Below are 20,022 nucleotides of genomic sequence, written 5' to 3'. Positions count from 1 at the left end.
TCCAGGACTAGATGCAAACAGGGCGCCAGTATAACGGTGAGCGCTCGCCACTCACCAGAATTCCTGAACGGCGCCTGAACTGTCGGCGAAATTACAATTTTCACACAGAACCGTCACCTCAATGTCATGCCAGACTGCCAACCTTCGCAGCATGTAACGAACCGGGTACACAGCCATGCGCCTTCTCAAATCTTTGTTCTTTTCCCACGCCAGCCATCGCCACTTTGCCCTGCTCGACGCCCAAGGCTGCTGCCAGGCTTTCAAGCAGTGCAGCCTGCCGCCCGTCGGTGAAGGCTGGGTCGAAGTCGAAGAGACCCGCCTGAGCTGGATGCACCGCCCGCTGCCCGCCAGCGCGCGCGTCAGCCCCCGGGTTTCGCAGCCACAGGCACGGCACGCGTTGGCCTCCTGACCAGACTGCTAATAAAAGTCATTAAACACGTCCATTTGCGCGCATTTCTTCGCTACAATCTCCCCCCGATTATAAGGACGTCTCCTGATCGGGCCTCGCAGCATCGCTAATGCACTTGTATTAGCTCCCCCGCACCGCCCACAGAGAGCCGCCCACACAGATCGTGTGAAGCTGGCGAGCTTGCTGTTTTCTCTGCAAACCATCGTCTTTACCCGAATCTGCCAGAGCTGCCATGCGCTCGGCCACTTGAGTTGTTTGCCCGTTTTGCCGCTTGCCGGCAGTGATTTCGGGCCAGGTGCCAGGCTGGGGCAGCCCTTTTTTGAGGTTCACGTCTTCAAAAGAGCGTGAAAAAAACGGGTTTTCACAACTTCACAAGAGTGTGGCGAGCAAATGAATAGTTTTGCGTTTGTACAAGCACCATCAGCGTCTGGAACAGCCCCACCACACAGGACCGAGCACTCCTCAAGAACCGGAGCTTGAAGCCTGTCCGCTACGGATTTGGTTGCACGATCGGACGAGCTTGACCATAAGTCGAATTGCCACAGGCGCCCTTAAATGCGTTCATACGCAGATCAGGCCCGGTCGGCAGCGTCCGCTTGCGATAAATTGCGAAGAATCGGACATGGCGATCCTGGCCGTGGGTAACCTGGGGCATCACGTGAACCGCCCCGTCACTCCTGGCAGCCATGCCGTCAATTTGGTGCTGCAGATTTTGGAGACGCGTTAAATGGCGCATAACGAAGCAGTCGACGTAGTACTGGTAGGTGCGGGCATCATGAGTGCCACCCTCGCCGTACTGCTCAAAGAGCTCGACCCCGGCCTCAAGCTGGAAGTCGTTGAGCTGATGGATTCGGGTGCCGCGGAAAGTTCCAACCCGTGGAACAACGCCGGTACCGGCCACGCCGGGCTGTGTGAGCTGAACTACACACCGCAGGCCGCCGACGGCTCCATCGACATCAAGAAAGCCGTGCACATCAACACCCAATTCGAGGTGTCGAAGCAGTTCTGGGCCTACCTGACCAAGAAAGGCACCTTTGGCTCGTCCAAATCCTTTATCAGCCCCGTGCCGCACCTGAGCTTCGTACAGGGCGAAAAAGGCGTGTCGTTCCTCAAGAAGCGCTTTGAAACCCTCAGCCAGCACCACGCGTTCTCGGACATGCACTACACCGAAGACCGCAGCGAGATGGCCGAGTGGATGCCGCTGATGATGCCCGGCCGCCCACTGGACGAAAAAATCGCCGCCACCCGCGTGATGAACGGCACCGACGTCAACTTCGGCGCCCTGACCAACCAGTTGCTCTCGCACCTGACCAGCGCCCCGGATGCCCAGGTCAAGTACAGCAAGCGCGTCACCGGCCTCAAGCGCAACGGCGCCGGCTGGACCGTGAGCATCAAGGACGTCAACAGCGGCAATTCCCGTGATGTGGACGCCAAGTTCGTGTTCCTCGGCGCCGGTGGCGCGGCCCTGCCGCTGTTGCAAGCCTCGGGCATCGAGGAAAGCAAGGGCTTCGGCGGCTTCCCGGTCAGCGGCCAGTGGCTGCGTTGCGACAACCCGGAAGTGGTCAAGCACCACCAGGCCAAGGTCTACAGCCAGGCCGCCGTGGGTTCGCCACCGATGTCGGTGCCGCACCTCGACACCCGTGTGGTCGACGGCAAGAAATCCCTGCTGTTCGGGCCATACGCCGGTTTCACCACCAAGTTCCTCAAGCACGGCTCGTTCCTTGACCTGCCCATGTCGATTCGTGCCGGCAACATCGGCCCGATGCTGGCCGTGGCTCGGGACAACATGGACCTGACCAAGTACCTGGTCAGCGAGGTGCGCCAGTCCATGGAGCAGCGCCTGGAATCCCTGCGTCGCTTCTACCCTGAGGCAAAAGCCGAAGACTGGCGCCTGGAAGTGGCCGGCCAACGGGTGCAGATCATCAAGAAAGACCCGAAGAAAGGCGGCGTGCTGCAATTCGGTACCGAACTGGTTGCGGCCAAGGACGGTTCGCTGGCCGCCCTGCTCGGCGCGTCCCCAGGTGCTTCGGTGACCGTGTCGATCATGCTGGAACTGATCGAACGCTGCTTCCCGACGAAAGCGGCCGGTGAGTGGGCGGCCAAGCTGCACGAGATCTTCCCGGCTCGGGAAAAGGTCCTGGAGACCGATGCCGAGCTGTATCGCAAGATCAACACGCAGAACAACATCAGCCTGGAACTGGTTGAGCAGAGCAGCGAGACCGAAAGCTACGCTTGAGCGTCGTGACGCAGAGCGTCAGTTGATGCATTCCCACGCAGAGCGCGGGAACGAAAAACGCCCCGAACGGGGCGTTTTTTTTCGTCCGCAACAATCAGCCGCGGGCTTGTTCGATCAGCTCGATGTACTCGGCGGCGTTGCGCTGGTCCTTGATCACTTCAACGAAGGTCAGGCCATGCTCGTCCTTGCCATCGAGGTCCAGGCCGGCTTCCTTGAAGAAAACCAGGAAGCGTTCGAAGTCGTCGATACGCAGGCCGCGGTAGGCCTTGATCAGTTTGTGCAGGGACGGCGAAGTGGCGTCTACCGGCTCGAAATCCAGGAACAGCTTGATTTGCTCGTCGCCGATTTCATCACCAATCACCTGTTTCTTATCTTTACGCATTACCGACTCCAGCCTGCAGACATTTACACGGGAAAAGCAGTTTACCTGCGGCACAGCGGCTTCGAAAGCTACGCGAACCAATGTGGGAGCCGGCTTGCCTGCGATAGCGGTGCATCAGTAACAGATGGGCCAACGGACCCACCGCTATCGCAGGCAAGCCAGCTCCCACATTGACTGTATTTACACCGCCGAATGCGCGTCGGCTGGATTATTTGGCGCGCACCGCCCCGGTGTGCAAATCGGCCCAGATATGGCCGTTGGCGTAAGTGAGGAATTGCACATAGACCGTGTCATTGCGCAACAAGTCGACGATCACCCGATACTGGGTCACCGGATACGACAAGGTCAGGGTTTTGCTTTTGTCGTCGAACACCGGCTTTTTCAGGCTTTTGCTTTCAGCATCAAAGTTGAGGATCACCTGGGCGATGGTCGCGCCTTTGTTCAGGGACTTGCCCTTGAGGCGGATCATCAACGGCGAGGTCACCGGGATCGGCTGCTGGGTGGATTGGCGCTGGTTACCCACCACCACCGAATACTCGGTGACTTGCAGCAATTGCTGCTGGTCCGGGGTTTCGGCGCGCAGGGTCAGGTCGTCGGGCGGCAGGAATTGGCTGTGCAGCGGCGCCGGAGCAGCCGCCAGGGGCAAACTGAGGGTCAGCGCCAGGGCGGCGCAGGTGCGAATCAACAGGCTCATGAACAGCTCCAGACGCAGGGGCCAAGCACGATAGCATGACAACCCTGCGCCTGAATCCCGCTTACATCCCTTTGACGGCGTAGATCCCATTGGCGTTGCGCCAGTAGCCTTTGTAGTCCATGCCGTAACCGAAGATGTAACGGTCAATGCACGGCAGGCCCACGTAATCGGCTTTCAGGTCCGGACGGGCCTTGCGGTCGTGGTCCTTGTCGATCAGCACGGCAGTGTGCACCTTGCGCGCGCCGGCGTGTTTGCAGAAGTCGATGATCGCGCCCAGGGTGTGACCTTCGTCGAGGATGTCGTCGATGATCAGCACGTCGCGGTCGATGAACGAGACTTCCGGCTTGGCTTTCCAGAACAGGTCGCCGCCACTGGTTTCATTGCGATAGCGAGTGGCGTGCAGGTAGGACGCTTCCAGCGGGAATTGCAGGTGGGTGAGCAATTTACCGGCGAAAATCAGGCCACCGTTCATCACGCAAAAGACCACCGGGTTGGTGTCGGCCATTTCACGGGAGATGTGCGCGCCGACCTTGGCGATGGCCTCTTCGACTTGCGCTTCGGTGTACAGGCAGTCAGCCTCGCGCATGATTTGACGGATATGCTCGAGATCAGCGGACATGGCGCTCTCCAAGGGGGTGCTGTGGCAAGAAAAGCGGGCAAAGGTACGCATGTGAGGCCCAACGTTCAAGCCTTAATGGACTAACGTACTAGATGTCTATAGGACAACACCCTCGGATAGATTAATCTAGGCCGGTTTTTTTGCCCGCCGCCGGAGCCTTTCCCCATGCCCATCCGTGAGATCCGCCATCCGCTGATCCGACATAAACTCGGCCTTATGCGCCGCGCCGACATTAGCACGAAGAACTTCCGTGAGCTTGCTCAGGAAGTCGGAGCGCTGCTCACCTACGAGGCGACCAAAGACCTGCCCCTGGAAAACTACGAGATCGCCGGTTGGTGTGGTCCCGTCCAGGTCGAGAAAATCGCCGGCAAGAAGATTACCGTGGTGCCGATCCTGCGTGCCGGTATCGGCATGCTCGAAGGCGTGCTCAGCCTGATCCCGGGTGCCAAGGTCAGCGCCGTAGGCGTGGCCCGCAACGAAGAGACGCTGCAGGCCCACACCTACTTGGAAAAACTGGTACCGGAAATCGACGAGCGCCTGGCGATGATCATCGACCCGATGCTCGCCACCGGCAGCTCCATGGTTGCCACCATCGACCTGCTGAAAAAAGCCGGTTGCAAGGACATCCGCGCCATGGTGCTGGTGGCCGCTCCCGAAGGCATCGCCGCCGTCGAGAAAGCCCACCCGGACGTGTTGATCTACACCGCATCCATCGATGAACGCCTGAATGAACATGGCTACATCATCCCGGGCCTGGGCGATGCCGGCGACAAGATCTTCGGTACCAAGCAGAAGGACGCGTGACCATGCAGGATGAGTTCAACGACCCGCTTTGGCGCCAGATCCTGTCTGGCGCACAGATGCTCTTCGTAGCATTTGGCGCGCTGGTGTTGATGCCGCTGATCACCGGTCTCGATCCAAACGTCGCCCTGTTTACCGCAGGCTTGGGCACCTTGTTGTTCCAGGTGGTTACCGGGCGCCAGGTACCGGTGTTCCTGGCGTCGAGCTTTGCGTTTATCACCCCGATCATTCTCGCCAAGGGCCAGTTCGGCCTCGCGGCGACCATGGGCGGCGTGATGGCGGCCGGCTTCGTTTACACCTTCCTGGGCCTGGCCGTGAAGATCAAGGGCACCGGTTTCATCGACCGGCTGCTGCCGCCGGTGGTGATCGGGCCGGTGATCATTTCCATTGGCCTGGCCATGGCGCCGATTGCGGCCAATATGGCGATGGGCAAGGCCGGTGACGGCAGCGAGTTGATCCACTACCAGACCGCCATGCTGATCTCGATGCCGGCGCTGCTGACCACGTTGATCGTGGCGGTGTTCGGCAAAGGCATTTTCCGCCTGGTGCCGATCATCTCCGGCGTGCTGGTGGGTTTCGCCATGTCGTTCTACTTCGGCGTAGTCGACACCGCGAAGATCGCCGCCGCACCGTGGTTCGCCCTGCCCCACTTCACCGCGCCGGAATTCAACTGGCAGGCGATCCTGTTTATCGTCCCGGTGGCCCTGGCCCCGGCGATCGAACACATCGGTGGTGTGATTGCGGTGGGCAGCGTGACCGGTCGCGACTACCTGAAGAAGCCGGGCCTGCACCGCACCCTGCTGGGTGACGGGATCGCCACCACCGCTGCCGGCCTGTTCGGCGGCCCGCCCAACACGACCTACGCGGAAGTGACGGGCGCGGTGATGCTGACCAAGAACTACAACCCGAAGATCATGACCTGGGCGGCGGTGTTTGCCATCAGCCTGGCGTTTATCGGCAAGTTCGGCGCGCTGCTGCAAAGCATTCCAGTCCCGGTAATGGGCGGGATTCTGTGCCTGCTGTTCGGCTCGATTGCCGCAGTGGGGATGAACACCCTGATCCGCCACAAGATCGACCTTGGCGAAGCGCGCAACCTGGTGATTGTGTCGGTGACCCTGGTGTTCGGGATTGGCGGTGTGCTGGTAGGCACCGGCACTGGCCCGGATGACTTTGGCCTGAAGGGCATCGCCCTGTGTGCGGTGGTAGCGATTGCGTTGAATCTGCTGCTGCCGGGCAATGACGGCTGGAAGAACAGGAAGCCGGATGAGCCGCTGATCTAACTGCCAACGCAAAACCAATGTGGGAGCGGGCTTGCTCGCGAATGCAGTGTGTCATTCAGCACATCAGTGACTGAACCACCGCATTCGCGAGCAAGCCCGCTCCCACATTTTTTTGAGTTTCAGTGTGGCTTACAGCTCGCCCAACGCATCGATCAGCGCCTGGTTCTGCTCCGGCGTGCCAATACTGATCCGCAGGAACTGGGCAATCCGCTCCTGCTTGAAGTGCCGCACAATCACCCCCTGCTCCCGCACCTTGGCCGCCAGCCCGGCAGCGTCGTGCCCTGGATGCCGGGCAAAGATGAAGTTGGCCGCCGACGGCAGTACTTCAAACCCCTTGGCCTGCAGTTGCGCCACCAGCTTTTCACGGCTATCGATCACCAATTTGCAGGTGTTCCGGAAGTATTCGCGGTCTTCAAAAGCGGCGGCCGCGCCGACAATCGCCAGACGGTCCAGCGGGTAGGAGTTGAAGCTGTTCTTGACCCGCTCCAGCGCCTCGATCAGGTCCGGGTGGCCCACGGCCAGGCCCACCCGCAAACCGGCCAGGGAGCGCGACTTGGAGAGGGTCTGGGTCACCAGCAGGTTCGGGTAACGGTCCACCAGGCTGATGGCGGTCTCGCCGCCGAAGTCGATATAGGCTTCATCGACCACCACCACCGAGTCCGGGCTGGCCTTGAGGATTTGCTCCACGGCGTCCAGCGCCATCACGCAACCGGTCGGCGCGTTCGGGTTCGGGAAGATGATCCCGCCGTTGGGCCTGGCGTAGTCCGACACGCGGATCTGGAACTGTTCATCCAGCGGCACTGCGTCGAGGGCAATGCGGTACAGGCCGCAGTACACCGGGTAGAAGCTGTAGCTGATGTCCGGGAACAGCAGCGGCAGGTCGTGCTGGAACAAACCGTGGAAGATGTGCGCCAGGACTTCATCGGAGCCGTTGCCGAGGAACACCTTGCCCGCGTCGATCCCGTAGTACTTGGCCACCGCCTGCTTGAGCAGGTCGCTGTTGGGGTCCGGGTACAAACGCAGATTGTCGTTCAGCTCGGCCTGCATGGCAGCCAGCGCCTTGGGCGATGGGCCGTAGGGGTTTTCATTGGTGTTGAGTTTTACCAGCTTGGTCAGCTTCGGTTGCTCACCGGGCACGTAAGGCACGAGATCCTTGACGAGCGGGCTCCAGAATTTGCTCATGTTTCAGTTCCCCTGCTTATCGTCAACGATGCGGTATTCGGCGCTGCGGGCGTGGGCGGTCAGCGACTCGCCACGGGCCAGCACGGAAGCGGTCTTGCCCAACTCCGACGCGCCCTCTGGCGAGCAGAAGATGATCGACGAGCGCTTCTGGAAGTCATATACGCCCAGCGGCGAGGAGAACCGCGCAGTGCCCGACGTGGGCAGCACGTGATTGGGACCTGCGCAGTAGTCGCCCAGGGCTTCGCTGGTGTGGCGGCCCATGAAGATCGCGCCGGCGTGGCGAATCAGCGGCAGCCAGGCTTGTGGGTCGGCGACGGACAACTCCAGGTGTTCCGGGGCGATACGGTTGGCCACTTCGATGGCCTGCTCCATGTCGCGGACCAGGATCAGGGCGCCACGGCCATTGATCGACTTCTCGATGATCTCGGCGCGCTCCATGGTCGGCAGCAGCTTGGCGATGCTGGCGGCGACCTTGTCCAGGAATTCGGCATCCGGGCTGACGAGGATCGCCTGGGCGTCTTCGTCGTGCTCGGCCTGGGAGAACAGGTCCATGGCGATCCAGTCCGGGTCGGTCTGGCCGTCACACACCACGAGGATTTCCGACGGGCCGGCGATCATGTCGATGCCGACCTGGCCAAATACATGGCGCTTGGCCGTGGCCACGTAGATGTTGCCCGGGCCAACCACCTTGTCGACCTTCGGCACGCTTTCGGTGCCGTAGGCCAGGGCCGCTACCGCTTGGGCGCCACCGATGGTGAACACGCGATCAACGCCCGCGATGCAGGCCGCTGCCAGCACCAGTTCGTTGATTTCGCCGCGCGGGGTAGGCACCACCATGACCACCTCGGTCACGCCGGCCACCTTGGCCGGAATCGCGTTCATCAGTACCGAGGACGGGTACGACGCTTTGCCGCCCGGCACGTACAGGCCGGCACGGTCCAGCGGCGTGACCTTCTGGCCCAGTACGGTGCCGTCGGCCTCGGTGTAGCTCCAGGAATCCTGTTTCTGTTTCTCGTGGTAGCTGCGCACCCGCGCGGCCGCCACTTCCAGGGCTTCGCGCTGGGGCGCGGTGATGCGGGTCAAGGCCAGTTCCAGGCGTTCGCGGGGCAGGATCAGGTCGGCCATGGAGGCGACATCCAGGCCATCGAACTGCCGGGTAAAATCAACCAGCGCCGCGTCACCGCGCTCGCGCACGGCCTTGATGATGTCGAGCACCCGCTGGTTGACCGAATCGTCGGACACGCTTTCCCAGCTCAGCAGATGATCCAGATGATGGGCGAAATCCGGGTCGGCAGCGTTGAGTCGGGCAATTGCAGTGGACGTGGTCATAGCGAGGGCCTCATAGGAATGGCAAAAATGCTCAGGCGCCGAAAGTTAGCAGTCGATCCGCTTGGGCACCTGAGAATTCTGGCTATGAGGCGGATAGACGGGCGCGGCTTGAGACCGCGCGGGTGAGTCAACCGCGGTGTCGAGACTCCACTGCCTTGCGCAGGGTGTCGATCAACGCCTGGATACGGGCGTGCTGCATTTTCATCGAAGCTTTGTTGACGATCAGCCGGGAGCTGATGTCGGCGATAAAGTCCTGGGGCTCCAGGCCGTTGGCGCGCAGGGTGTTGCCGGTGTCGACCACGTCGATGATCTTGTCGGCCAGGCCGATCAGCGGTGCCAGCTCCATCGAGCCGTAAAGCTTGATGATGTCGACCTGGCGGCCTTGCTCGGCGTAGTAACGCTTGGCAACGTTGACGAACTTGGTCGCCACCCGCAGGCGGCCTTTAGGCTCGACGTCACCGACGCGGCCGGCGGTCATCAGCTTGCACAGGGCGATACGCAGGTCCAGCGGCTCGTACAGGCCCTGGCCGCCGTATTCCATCAACACGTCTTTGCCCGCGACGCCGAGGTCGGCCGCGCCATGTTCAACGTAAGTTGGCACATCGGTGGCACGCACGATCAGCAGGCGAACGTCGTCCTGGGTCGTGGGGATGATCAGCTTGCGGCTCTTGTCCGGATTCTCGGTCGGCACGATGCCCGCTTCAGCCAGAAGCGGCAAAGTGTCGTCAAGGATGCGGCCCTTGGACAGTGCGATGGTCAACATGGGAAACGTCAGTCCTTCATCAGGCTATTGCTGTCCGGTCGCAATCGGCGCCAGACACAGATCGAGGCCATTACAGCCTCGACTTGAAACAAATCAGCTAACAGCATACATCGTCGTGTGGCGAGGGAGCTTGCTCCCGCTGGGGCGCGAAGCGGCCCTGATCTTTGTTTAAAAAGACTGGGACTGCTGCGCAGTCCAGCGGGAGCAAGCTCCCTCGCCACAATGACGGTGTCAACAGCCCCGGGAATTAGCCCGGTACGCGGCGGATTTTCGCGCCGAGCATCTGCAGCTTCTCTTCGATGCACTCGTAACCACGGTCTATGTGGTAGATGCGGTCGATGAGGGTGTCGCCGTCAGCGCACAGCGCCGAGATCACCAGGCTGGCGGAGGCACGCAGGTCGGTAGCCATCACTGGCGCGCCCTTGAGCTTCTCGATACCGGTCACGATGGCGGTGTTGCCTTCGACCTGGATCTTGGCGCCCATGCGGTGCAGCTCGTACACGTGCATGAAGCGGTTTTCGAAGATGGTCTCGATCACGGCACCGGTGCCTTCGGCAATCGCGTTCAGGGAAATGAACTGCGCCTGCATGTCGGTCGGGAACGCCGGGTACGGAGCGGTACGCACGTTAACGGCTTTTGGCCGCTTGCCATGCATGTTCAGCTCGATCCAGTCTTCACCGGTGGTGATCTCGGCGCCGGCTTCCTTGAGTTTTTCCAGGACGGCTTCGAGGATGGTCGGATCAGTGTCCTTGACCTTGACACGGCCACCGGTGACGGCAGCCGCGACCAGGTAGGTACCGGTCTCGATGCGGTCCGGCATCACCTTGTAGGTAGCCGAATGCAGGCGTTTCACGCCATCAATGGTGATGGTGTCGGTGCCGGCGCCGGTGATGTTGGCACCCATGGCGATCAGGAAGTTGGCCAGGTCGACCACTTCCGGCTCGCGCGCGGCGTTTTGCAGCACGCTGCGGCCATTGGCCAGGGCAGCGGCCATCATGATGTTCTCGGTACCGGTCACACTGACGGTATCAAAGAAGAAGTTTGCGCCACGCAGGCCGCCTTCCGGCGCCTTGGCCTTGATGTAGCCGCCTTCGACGTCAATGGTTGCACCCATGGCTTCGAGGCCACGGATGTGCAGGTCCACCGGACGCGAACCGATGGCGCAACCGCCAGGCAGTGCGACTTCGGCTTCGCCGAACCGGGCAACCATCGGGCCCAGTACCAGGATCGAGGCGCGCATGGTTTTCACCAGCTCGTACGGTGCGATCAGGGTCTTGATGGTGCGCGGGTCGATTTCGACGCTGAGTTTTTCGTCGATCACCGGCTCGATGCCCATGCGACCGAACAACTCGATCATGGTGGTGATGTCATGCAGGTGCGGCAGGTTGGCCACGGTAACCGGGCCATCGCACAGCAAGGTCGCTGCCAGGATCGGCAGGGCGGAGTTCTTCGCCCCGGAAATACGGATCTCGCCATCAAGACGAGCACCGCCGGTAATAATCAATTTATCCATAAGAATCTCGACGCCTTGGGGGCTCAGGTGCGCTCGGCCCAGGCCGCGCGGCTGAAAAATTTCATAGTGACCGCATGGATGCTGCCATCGGTGATCCACGGGTTCAAATGGGCATAGATCTGCTGCTGACGCTTGACCGGGCTCAATGCCGCCAGTTCATCGCTAATCACGTTCAGCTGGAAATTGCAGCCTTCGCCCTCAACTTCAACATTAGTTTCGGGCAGCTTTCCTTCAAGGAAGCTTTTAACTTCTAGGGCCTGCATGATCAACCTCTATGGGCGCCCAGTGCGCGCGGGTCGCACATCATACAAAAAAGCCCCGCGCCTGCGAACCCCGCATAGCAGGACTCTGACGGGGGGCTTCTTTAATAATGTGTATTAAGGATGCGCCAACAGCTCGGTCAGACCGGAAACCTCAGCGATTTCACGCATGTCTTCGGGCAATGCACGAATGCTCACCGGCTTTTTGACGGCCTGCGCATCGCGCATGAAACACAGCAGCAACGACAAGCCGACGCTGCTGGACTTCACCACCGCCGAGCAATCCAGCACCAGCGCAGGAGCGGTACTGGCATTGATCAGCGCCTGGCCCTGCTTGCGCAGGGCGGGTCCAGTGCTGTAATCCAGCACGCCGCTGAGCAACAGCTCACCGGACTCGCCAAGGCGAATGGCCGACTCGGTCATTGGGCAGGCTTCCCGGCAGCTTTGTCGGTTTCTTCCTTGGCCTTGGCCACTTCACCGGCCCAACCGTTGATGGTTTTGTCCAGGTCGTTGCCATTGCGCTGCATGGCATCCGCGAACTGGTCACGGAACAGCTTGCCAATGTTGATGCCGTTGATGATCACGTTACGCAGTTTCCACTCGCCATTGACCTTCTCGAGCGTGTACTGCACAGGGTAGACCGCGCCGTTGTTGCCCTTGACGCTCATGTTGACGCTGGTGCGGTCACCCGACTCATCCCCGGCAGGGGCGACGGTAATCCCCTGGTTGTTGTACTCCAGCAGGGCGTTGCCGTAGAACTGGAACAAGCCCTTCTTGAAGTTTTCCTGGAATGTCTGCATCTGCGCAGGCGTAGCCTTGCGCGAGTACTTGACGGTCATGATGCTTTTGGAAATACCTTCAGCATCAACAACAGGCCCGACAATCGTGTTCAGCGCGTTATAGAACTGACTCGGGTCCTGCTTGTACTTTTCCTTGTTGGCACTCAGGTCAGCCAACATCTTGTTGGTGGTGTCCTGCACCAGGTCATGCGCAGAACCGCCGGCAGCGGCGTTAGCCATCAACGGCAGTGCCGCGAGCAGTACCAACAGGCCACGTCGCAAAGTAGAGATCATGAACACATTCCTCATTTGGCGTCTTTATTGACGGTATTGAGCAGGAATTTACCGATCAAGTCCTCCAGCACCAACGACGACTGTGTGTCATGAATGGTCGAACCATCCTTGAGCAGGGCAGATTCCCCGCCGACGCTGATGCCGATGTACTTCTCGCCCAGCAGGCCAGCGGTGAGGATAGACGCAGTGGAGTCAGTCGGCAGGTTATCTACCTTCTTGTCCACCTGCATGGTCACACGGCCGGTGAAGCTGTCGCGGTCCAGATCGATTGCCGTGACCTTGCCGATGGTTACACCCGCCATGGTCACTTTAGCTCTGACAGTCAAACCAGCGATATTGTCGAAGTAGGCGTAAAGTTTATAAGTATCGGCGGTGGGGCTGGCCGATAGGCCGCTGACTCGCAGGGCGAGCAACAGTAAAGCCAGGATGCCAGCCAGCAAGAAAAGGCCGACACCGATTTCCACAGTGCGGTTTTGCATCAGAAATCTCCAAACATCAAGGCGGTCAAAATGAAGTCAAGGCCCAGTACCGCCAGTGAGGCGTACACAACGGTCTTGGTGGTGGCGCGACTGATCCCTTCTGAGGTGGGCTCACAGTCATAGCCTTGGAATACGGCGATCCAGGTCACTACAAAGGCGAAGACGATGCTTTTAATGATGCCGTTGAGCACGTCGCCGCTGAAGGTCACGCTGTTTTGCATATTGCCCCAGTAGGAGCCGTCATAGACCCCCAGCCAGTCAACCGCGACCCAGGAACCGCCCCAGATTCCCACCACGCTGAACACCATCGCCAGCAGTGGCAGGGAAATGAAGCCGGCCCACAGGCGCGGGGCAACAATGTACTTGAGCGGATCGACACCGATCATTTCCAGGCTGGACAGCTGTTCGGTGGCCTTCATGTTGCCGATTTCGGCCGTCAGCGCCGAACCGGCACGCCCGGCAAACAGGAGAGCGGTCACCACCGGGCCCAACTCACGCAACAGCGTCAGGGCAACCATCTGCCCAACAGCCTGTTCGGACCCGTAGCTGGAGAGGATATTGAAGCCTTGCAGCGCCAGCACCATGCCGATGAACACCCCGGAGACCACGATGATCACCAGGGACATCACGCCCACGGAGTGCAGTTGCTTGATCAGCAGGCCGAAACCGCCGCCAATACCGCCGCGGCCGAGCAAGGCATGAAACAGGAAAATCGTCGAACGCCCCAGCACACCGATGATATCGATGCCGGAGCGACCGAAACGGCGAACCTTTTCGAGTAATGATGTCTTGCGCATCAGCGCTTCCCCAGAAGATCTGAGCGGTAGTCCGCTGCCGGAAAGTGAAAAGGCACCGGGCCATCGGGATCGCCGGTCATGAATTGGCGAATGCGCGGGTTGTCTGCGTTCATCAGTTCTTCAGGCGTGCCCTGCCCCAGCACCTGGCCATCGCCCACTACATATAGGTAGTCGGCAATGCTCGCGGTCTCGGCCAGGTCGTGGGAAACCACGATACTGGTGATACCCAACGCATCATTGAGCAGGCGGATCAGGCGTACCAGCACCCCCATGGCAATCGGGTCCTGGCCAACGAAAGGCTCGTCGTACATGAGAATCTGCGGGTCGAGGGCGATGGCACGCGCCAGGGCGACACGACGCTTCATGCCTCCGGACAACTCGTCGGGCATCAAATCGATAGCACCGCGCAGCCCGACGGCCTGCAATTTCAGCAACACAATGTCACGAATCATTTCATCGGACAGCTGTGTATGCACCCGCAGCGGGAACGCCACGTTTTCGAAAACATCGAGATCGGTAAACAACGCGCCGCTCTGGAACAGGACGCCCATGTGTTTGCGGGCATCGAACAGGTCACTGCGCGAAAGGGTCGGCAAGTTCTGGCCATTGACCCAGACTTCACCGGCGGAGGGGCGCAATTGCATGCCCATCAGGCGCAGCAGCGTAGTCTTGCCGCAGCCGGAAGGCCCCATGATGCCCGTGACTTTGCCGCGGGGAATGCGAATATCCACATTATTGAAGATGCTGCGCGTACCGCGCTTGAAGGAAAGGCCCTTCAGCTCGACCGCGTAGGCGTTATCGGCACTCATCTAAACTCCTTGGGATGCAGCCTTTCACTCAGACACTTTGTTTTCGACAAATGCTTGCGCCGAATAGACAAAAAGGCCGTGCGGACCGAACTGGCCGCGAACTATATCACTGCTGGTACAGCGCCCCCAAGGCCGGAACAGAGCTTGTTCAGAAACAGGACAGCTAAAAAATCCTGGCTGAGGTTCAATCTCAACCACAGGTGGATTGAATAAAGCCTGACGAACTTGTGTGAGGGAATTGATCATTACCGTTATAATCGCCGACTTTTCGTCAGGCTATACGATTTCAGACATGAGCCAATCCAGCGACCTTATTCAATCCGCACAACGCACCATCCGCCTCGAGCTTGAAGCCGTAGAAGGCTTGCTGGCCCATATCGACGCGGATTTCGTACGCGCCTGCGAGATGATTCTGGCCAGCAAGGGCCGCGTAGTGGTGGTCGGCATGGGCAAATCCGGGCATGTCGGCAACAAGATCGCCGCCACCCTGGCGAGCACCGGGACCACCGCGTTCTTCGTGCATCCGGCCGAAGCCAGCCACGGCGACATGGGCATGATCACCCGGGACGACATCATCCTGGCACTGTCCAACTCCGGCACCACCAACGAAATCGTGACCCTGCTGCCGCTGATCAAGCGCCTGGGTATCCAGCTGATCAGCGTGACCGGCAACCCGGACTCGACGCTGGCAAAAGCCGCCGAAGTGAATTTGAACGTGCACGTTGCCCACGAGGCCTGCCCGCTGAACCTGGCACCGACCTCCTCCACCACCGCTGCCCTGGTCATGGGCGATGCGCTGGCCGTGGCATTGCTGGAAGCCCGCGGGTTTACCGCCGAAGACTTCGCGTTTTCCCACCCGGGCGGCGCCCTTGGCCGTCGCCTGCTGCTGAAAGTGGAAAACGTCATGCACGCCGGCGACGAGCTGCCACAAGTGCCACGCGGCACCTTGCTGAAAGATGCCTTGATGGAAATGACCCTCAAGCGCCTGGGCATGACCGTAATCCTGGAGTCCGACGGGCGGCTGGCCGGGGTCTTCACCGACGGCGACCTGCGCCGCACCCTGGACCGCAACCTCGACATCCAGACCGCCACCATCGACGAAGTCATGACGCCTCACGGCAAGACCGCACGCCCTGACATGCTCGCGGCCGAAGCACTGAAGATCATGGAAGACCACAAGATCCTGGCGCTGGTGGTGGTCGACAGCGACGACCGTCCGGTTGGCGCCCTGAACATGCACGACTTGCTGCGTGCGGGAGTGATGTAAATGACCACCGACCTGTTGCAACGGGGCAAGCACATCAAGCTGGCGATTTTCGACGTCGACGGCGTGCTGACGGATGGCCGCCTGTACTTTCTGGAAGACGGCAGCGAATTCAAGACGTTCAACACCCTCGACGGCCAGGGCATCAAGATGCTGATGGCGGCGGGCGTGCAAACCGGCATCATCAGCGGTCGCAAGACCCCGGTTGTGGAACGCCGCGCACAAAACCTGGGTATTCCTCACCTGTATCAGGGCCGCGAGGATAAACTGGTGGTTCTGGACGAGCTTCTTGGCCAACTCAACCTAAGCTATGAGCAGGTTGCGTACCTGGGTGACGATTTACCCGACCTGCCGGTGATTCGCCGGGTCGGCCTGGGCATGGCCGTGGCCAATGCGGCGGCGTTCGTTCGCGAACACGCCCATGGTGTAACCACCGCCCGCGGCGGCGAAGGCGCCGCCCGCGAGTTCTGCGAGTTGATTCTGCGCGCCCAAGGCAGCCTTGAAGCGGCCCACGCCGCCTACCTATAGAGCGTTTTATGCTGAGTAAAAAGATTCGCAATTTCCTGATACTTGCAGTCATAGCCGCGGTTTTCCTCGCGGTCGGCTACTGGAATATCAGCCCGGAGCGCTTCCTCGACAAGCCGGTTGCACAGGTTGACGAGAGTGCTATCGACTATTACGCCATCAACGCCCACAGCATCCAGTACCTGCCCGATGGCAAGGTCCAGTATGAAATGACCTCCGACAAGGTCGAACACTTGAAGGCATCCGAGGTCACTTTGCTGACCAAGCCGGACATGAACCTGTACCGCGGCGCCGAATTTCCATGGCACGTCACCAGCGAGCGTGGCGAGGTCAACCCGGACGGCACCCAAGTGGAACTGATTGACTCGGTGCGGGTAGCCCGCACTGACGCCAAGAACCGCGACACCATTATTACCAGCAGTCGCATGACCGTATTCCCACAGAAGCAATATGCGCAGACCGAGCAAGACGTTAGAATTGACGGCGCTGGCGGTGTATCGACTGGCAAGGGAATGAAAGCGTATTTGAAAGAAAGCAGGATACACCTGCTATCGAACGTAAGAGGACAGTATGAGGCTCGTTAAAACCCTCCCTATTTTGCTCGGCCTGGGCGCAGCACTGGGAAGCGTGAGCGCCTGGGCTCTGCCGAACGATAGCCAGCAACCGATCCACATTCAGGCTGACGATGCGCAACTGGATGACAAGCAAGGTATCGCGACCTACACGGGCAGCGTGATCATCACCCAGGGCTCGATGAAAGTGACGGGTAACACCGTGACACTGACTCGTACCCCGGCGGGCGATATCGACGTGGTCACTTCGGTGGGCAACCTGGCGTATTTCGAACAACTGCAGAAAGTGGGCGACCCTACGCCGGTCAAAGGCTATGGCAAGACGATCCAGTACCACGCCCAGCAAAACCGCATCGTGCTGATCGACCAGGCCCGGGTCATCAATGACGGCAACACCACCGACGGCGAAAAAATCGTCTACGACACGGTGAAGCAGATCGCCCAGGCCGGCCGTGCTACCGGCTCGAAAATCAGCACGCCGAAGCCGCGTATCGACATGGTTATCCAGCCGAAGCAGAAACCGGGCGCAGCCCAGCCGGCGCCGAAACCCGACGCGAAGAAGGCGAATTAATGGCAACCCTGAAAGCCCAGCATCTGGCCAAAGCTTATAAAAGCCGTCAGGTCGTGCGTGACGTCAGCCTGTCGATCGACAGCGGCCAGATCGTCGGCTTGCTCGGCCCCAACGGTGCCGGCAAGACCACCTGCTTCTACATGATCGTCGGCCTGGTGCAGGCCGATCAAGGCCGCGTCCTGATCGACGACCTGGACGTAAGCCACCAGCCTATGCACGGCCGTGCGCAAGCGGGTATCGGCTATCTTCCCCAGGAAGCATCGATCTTCCGCAAACTGTCGGTTTCCGACAACATCATGGCCATCCTCGAGACCCGCAAGGAACTCGACCGCGCCGGGCGCAAGAAAGAGCTGGAAAGCCTGCTGCAGGAATTCCACATCAACCACATTCGCGACAACCTCGGCATGAGCCTTTCCGGCGGCGAGCGTCGTCGTGTGGAAATCGCCCGCGCGCTGGCCACGGCGCCCAAGTTCATCCTGCTGGACGAACCTTTCGCCGGTGTCGACCCGATCTCGGTCGGCGACATCAAGCAGATCATCCATCACCTCAAGGCCAAGGGCATCGGTGTATTGATCACCGACCACAACGTCCGTGAGACACTCGATATCTGCGAAACCGCCTACATCGTCAACGATGGACAGCTGATTGCCGAAGGTGACTCTGCCACTATCCTGGCCAACGAACTGGTCAAGGAAGTGTATCTGGGTCACGAGTTCCGCCTGTAAACACGGTGGTATCAGGCCATTCGCCATGGAGCGCGGTAGTCAATAAAAACCTCAGTATTTTTATTGTTACCGCGCTCTAGGCAAAGCCCCCGATATCAGGCATATAATTTGCTTATGTTTGGCGCTCACGCGCCCTGTCGTGGATGGCGCATTGCGCCGGCGAATAAGGTGTTAAGCCCCTGCCATGAAACCATCGCTAGTCCTGAGAATGGGCCAGCAGCTGACGATGACACCGCAGCTGCAACAGGCCATCCGCCTGCTCCAATTGTCGACCCTGGACCTGCAACAGGAAATCCAGGAGGCCCTGGAGTCCAATCCGATGCTCGAACGCCAGGAAGAAGGCGACGACTTCGATAATGCAGACCCGCTGGCCGACAACATCGAGCAAAAGCCCAACCCCGACGTACAGGAACCCTCCTATCAGGAAACCGCCCCCACGGTGGATAACCTTGAGGAAGGCGAATGGAACGAACGCATTCCCAACGAACTTCCCGTGGATACCGCCTGGGAAGACGTCTACCAGACCAGCGCCAGCAGCCTGCCCAGCAACGATGACGACGAGTGGGACTTCACCACCCGCACATCAGCCGGCGAGAGCCTGCAAAGCCATTTGCTCTGGCAGCTGAACCTGGCACCGATGTCCGATACCGATCGCCTGATCGCCGTGACCCTGATCGATTGCATCAACAACCAGGGCTACCTGGACGAGACCCTTGAGGAGATCCTCGAGGCGTTCGACCCGGAACTGGACATCGAACTGGACGAAATCGAAGCCGTCCTGCACCGCATCCAGCAATTCGAGCCGGCCGGCATCGGCGCCCGCAACCTCAGCGAGTGCCTGCTGCTGCAACTGCGCCAATTGCCGGCCAAGACGCCTTGGCTGAGCGAAGCGCAGCGCCTGGTCACCGACTACATCGACCTGCTGGGCAGCCGCGACTACAGCCAGCTGATGCGCCGCATGAAGCTCAAGGAAGATGACCTGCGCCAGATCATCGAGCTGGTGCAGAGCCTCAACCCACGCCCGGGCTCGCAGATCGAGTCCAGCGAAGCCGAATATGTCGTGCCCGACGTGATTGTGCGCAAGGACAACGAACGCTGGCTGGTGGAGCTGAACCAGGAATCGGTGCCGCGCCTGCGGGTCAATCCGCAATACGCAGGTTTTGTGCGCCGCGCCGACACCAGCGCCGATAACACCTTCATGCGTAACCAACTGCAGGAAGCCCGCTGGTTCATCAAGAGCCTGCAAAGCCGCAACGAAACCCTGATGAAAGTCGCCACCCAGATCGTCGAGCACCAGCGCGGCTTCCTGGAATACGGCGATGAAGCAATGAAGCCGCTGGTACTGCACGACATCGCCGAGGCGGTGGGCATGCACGAATCAACGATTTCCCGGGTGACCACGCAAAAATTCATGCATACCCCACGGGGTATATATGAGCTGAAATACTTTTTCTCCAGCCACGTCAGCACCTCCGAAGGCGGCGAATGCTCGTCCACGGCGATCCGCGCGATCATCAAAAAACTGGTTGCCGCGGAAAATCAGAAAAAGCCGTTGAGTGACAGCAAGATCGCTGGTTTACTGGAGGCACAAGGCATTCAGGTCGCCCGTCGAACCGTCGCCAAGTACCGCGAGTCCCTAGGGATCGCGCCTTCCAGCGAGCGTAAGCGTTTGATGTGACGGGCGGGCCATAGCGTTCCAGTGGCGGGTATTCCTACCCGCCGCTTTATGCACTGGCAAC

General features: G+C 60.1%; 23 protein-coding genes. 10 read left to right on the top strand and 13 right to left on the bottom strand.

Going from position 1 to position 20,022, the window contains the following annotated elements; all coding sequences use genetic code 11:
* Positions 1-175: 175 nt before the first annotated feature.
* Both HX869_RS12235 and mqo read left to right on the top strand, forming a co-directional pair.
* The gene (locus HX869_RS12235) at positions 176-409 is read left to right on the top strand and encodes a hypothetical protein (RefSeq protein WP_003216156.1); all 234 of its coding nucleotides are present in this window, start codon (positions 176-178) and stop codon (positions 407-409) included.
* Positions 410-1,136: 727 nt separating this feature from the next.
* Positions 1,137-2,645: a malate dehydrogenase (quinone) gene (gene mqo, locus HX869_RS12230; protein ID WP_003216154.1), complete on the top strand. Its 1,509-nt coding sequence runs from the start codon at positions 1,137-1,139 to the stop codon at positions 2,643-2,645.
* A gap of 94 nt (positions 2,646-2,739) precedes the next feature.
* Here the strand turns inward: mqo and HX869_RS12225 are convergent, their stop codons facing one another.
* From HX869_RS12225 to HX869_RS12215, 3 genes are all read right to left on the bottom strand, one after another.
* Complete coding sequence (locus HX869_RS12225; RefSeq protein WP_003216153.1) at positions 2,740-3,027, bottom strand: PA4642 family protein; 288 nt, start codon at positions 3,025-3,027, stop codon at positions 2,740-2,742.
* A 208-nt stretch (positions 3,028-3,235) separates the two neighbouring features.
* A complete protein-coding gene (locus HX869_RS12220; RefSeq protein ID WP_008434279.1) occupies positions 3,236-3,721 on the bottom strand; it encodes a hypothetical protein in 486 nt (161 codons plus the stop codon).
* 61 nt (positions 3,722-3,782) lie between these two features.
* Positions 3,783-4,340, bottom strand: a complete 558-nt coding sequence (locus HX869_RS12215; protein WP_003216150.1) for a hypoxanthine-guanine phosphoribosyltransferase — start codon at positions 4,338-4,340, stop codon at positions 3,783-3,785.
* Between the two features lie 165 nt (positions 4,341-4,505).
* On the opposite strand from HX869_RS12215, the gene upp reads away from it, so the two are divergent.
* Both upp and HX869_RS12205 read left to right on the top strand, forming a co-directional pair.
* A complete protein-coding gene (upp, locus tag HX869_RS12210) occupies positions 4,506-5,144 on the top strand; it encodes a uracil phosphoribosyltransferase (protein ID WP_003216149.1) in 639 nt (212 codons plus the stop codon).
* Between the two features lie 2 nt (positions 5,145-5,146).
* Positions 5,147-6,421 (top strand): uracil-xanthine permease family protein, encoded by a 1,275-nt coding sequence (locus HX869_RS12205; protein WP_087692860.1) that lies wholly within the window; start codon positions 5,147-5,149, stop codon positions 6,419-6,421.
* A gap of 129 nt (positions 6,422-6,550) precedes the next feature.
* Here HX869_RS12205 and hisC read toward each other — a convergent pair whose 3' ends face one another.
* From hisC to HX869_RS12155, 10 genes are all read right to left on the bottom strand, one after another.
* On the bottom strand, positions 6,551-7,603 hold the full coding sequence (gene hisC / locus HX869_RS12200; protein ID WP_178903136.1) for a histidinol-phosphate transaminase: 1,053 nt from the start codon (positions 7,601-7,603) through the stop codon (positions 6,551-6,553).
* A gap of 3 nt (positions 7,604-7,606) precedes the next feature.
* Positions 7,607-8,932, bottom strand: a complete 1,326-nt coding sequence (gene hisD / locus HX869_RS12195) for a histidinol dehydrogenase (protein ID WP_008434283.1) — start codon at positions 8,930-8,932, stop codon at positions 7,607-7,609.
* Between the two features lie 127 nt (positions 8,933-9,059).
* Positions 9,060-9,695 carry an ATP phosphoribosyltransferase gene (gene hisG / locus HX869_RS12190; RefSeq protein ID WP_003188599.1) on the bottom strand — a complete coding sequence of 212 codons (636 nt, stop codon included), beginning with the start codon at positions 9,693-9,695 and terminating at the stop codon, positions 9,060-9,062.
* A gap of 247 nt (positions 9,696-9,942) precedes the next feature.
* The gene (murA, locus tag HX869_RS12185) at positions 9,943-11,208 is read right to left on the bottom strand and encodes a UDP-N-acetylglucosamine 1-carboxyvinyltransferase (protein ID WP_003216140.1); all 1,266 of its coding nucleotides are present in this window, start codon (positions 11,206-11,208) and stop codon (positions 9,943-9,945) included.
* Positions 11,209-11,231: 23 nt separating this feature from the next.
* On the bottom strand, positions 11,232-11,471 hold the full coding sequence (locus HX869_RS12180; protein ID WP_008434291.1) for a BolA family protein: 240 nt from the start codon (positions 11,469-11,471) through the stop codon (positions 11,232-11,234).
* Between the two features lie 114 nt (positions 11,472-11,585).
* Entirely contained in the window at positions 11,586-11,891 is a 306-nt protein-coding gene (locus tag HX869_RS12175; protein WP_003216137.1) for a lipid asymmetry maintenance protein MlaB, read from the bottom strand.
* Positions 11,888-12,541 (bottom strand): phospholipid-binding protein MlaC, encoded by a 654-nt coding sequence (locus HX869_RS12170; protein WP_003216135.1) that lies wholly within the window; start codon positions 12,539-12,541, stop codon positions 11,888-11,890. The genes HX869_RS12175 and HX869_RS12170 overlap by 4 nt, the downstream gene beginning before the upstream one ends.
* An 11-nt stretch (positions 12,542-12,552) precedes the next feature.
* Positions 12,553-13,020, bottom strand: coding sequence for an outer membrane lipid asymmetry maintenance protein MlaD (mlaD, locus tag HX869_RS12165; RefSeq protein ID WP_003216133.1), 468 nt, complete (start codon positions 13,018-13,020; stop codon positions 12,553-12,555).
* On the bottom strand, positions 13,020-13,817 hold the full coding sequence (gene mlaE, locus HX869_RS12160) for a lipid asymmetry maintenance ABC transporter permease subunit MlaE (protein WP_178903135.1): 798 nt from the start codon (positions 13,815-13,817) through the stop codon (positions 13,020-13,022). Before mlaE ends, mlaD begins: the two co-directional genes overlap by 1 nt.
* Positions 13,817-14,626, bottom strand: coding sequence for an ATP-binding cassette domain-containing protein (locus tag HX869_RS12155; protein WP_003216128.1), 810 nt, complete (start codon positions 14,624-14,626; stop codon positions 13,817-13,819). The genes mlaE and HX869_RS12155 overlap by 1 nt, the downstream gene beginning before the upstream one ends.
* 292 nt (positions 14,627-14,918) lie before the next feature.
* Between HX869_RS12155 and HX869_RS12150 the strand changes: the two genes are divergently transcribed.
* From HX869_RS12150 to HX869_RS12125, 6 genes are all read left to right on the top strand, one after another.
* Positions 14,919-15,893 carry a KpsF/GutQ family sugar-phosphate isomerase gene (locus tag HX869_RS12150; protein ID WP_003216126.1) on the top strand — a complete coding sequence of 325 codons (975 nt, stop codon included), beginning with the start codon at positions 14,919-14,921 and terminating at the stop codon, positions 15,891-15,893.
* Entirely contained in the window at positions 15,894-16,418 is a 525-nt protein-coding gene (locus tag HX869_RS12145) for an HAD family hydrolase (protein WP_087692862.1), read from the top strand.
* 8 nt (positions 16,419-16,426) lie between these two features.
* On the top strand, positions 16,427-16,999 hold the full coding sequence (gene lptC, locus HX869_RS12140; RefSeq protein ID WP_003216122.1) for an LPS export ABC transporter periplasmic protein LptC: 573 nt from the start codon (positions 16,427-16,429) through the stop codon (positions 16,997-16,999).
* Positions 16,986-17,558, top strand: coding sequence for a lipopolysaccharide transport periplasmic protein LptA (gene lptA, locus HX869_RS12135; RefSeq protein WP_023659193.1), 573 nt, complete (start codon positions 16,986-16,988; stop codon positions 17,556-17,558). The genes lptC and lptA overlap by 14 nt, the downstream gene beginning before the upstream one ends.
* A complete protein-coding gene (lptB, locus tag HX869_RS12130; protein ID WP_003216119.1) occupies positions 17,558-18,283 on the top strand; it encodes an LPS export ABC transporter ATP-binding protein in 726 nt (241 codons plus the stop codon). Before lptA ends, lptB begins: the two co-directional genes overlap by 1 nt.
* Positions 18,284-18,467: 184 nt before the next feature.
* On the top strand, positions 18,468-19,961 hold the full coding sequence (locus HX869_RS12125) for an RNA polymerase factor sigma-54 (RefSeq protein ID WP_003216117.1): 1,494 nt from the start codon (positions 18,468-18,470) through the stop codon (positions 19,959-19,961).
* Positions 19,962-20,022 lie beyond the last annotated feature (61 nt).

The organism is Pseudomonas sp. P7779 (assembly GCF_013386315.1).
GTDB lineage: Bacteria > Pseudomonadota > Gammaproteobacteria > Pseudomonadales > Pseudomonadaceae > Aquipseudomonas.
The sequence above is the reverse complement of the archived record's forward strand: the minus strand, read 5'-3'. Positions and strand labels throughout refer to the sequence as shown.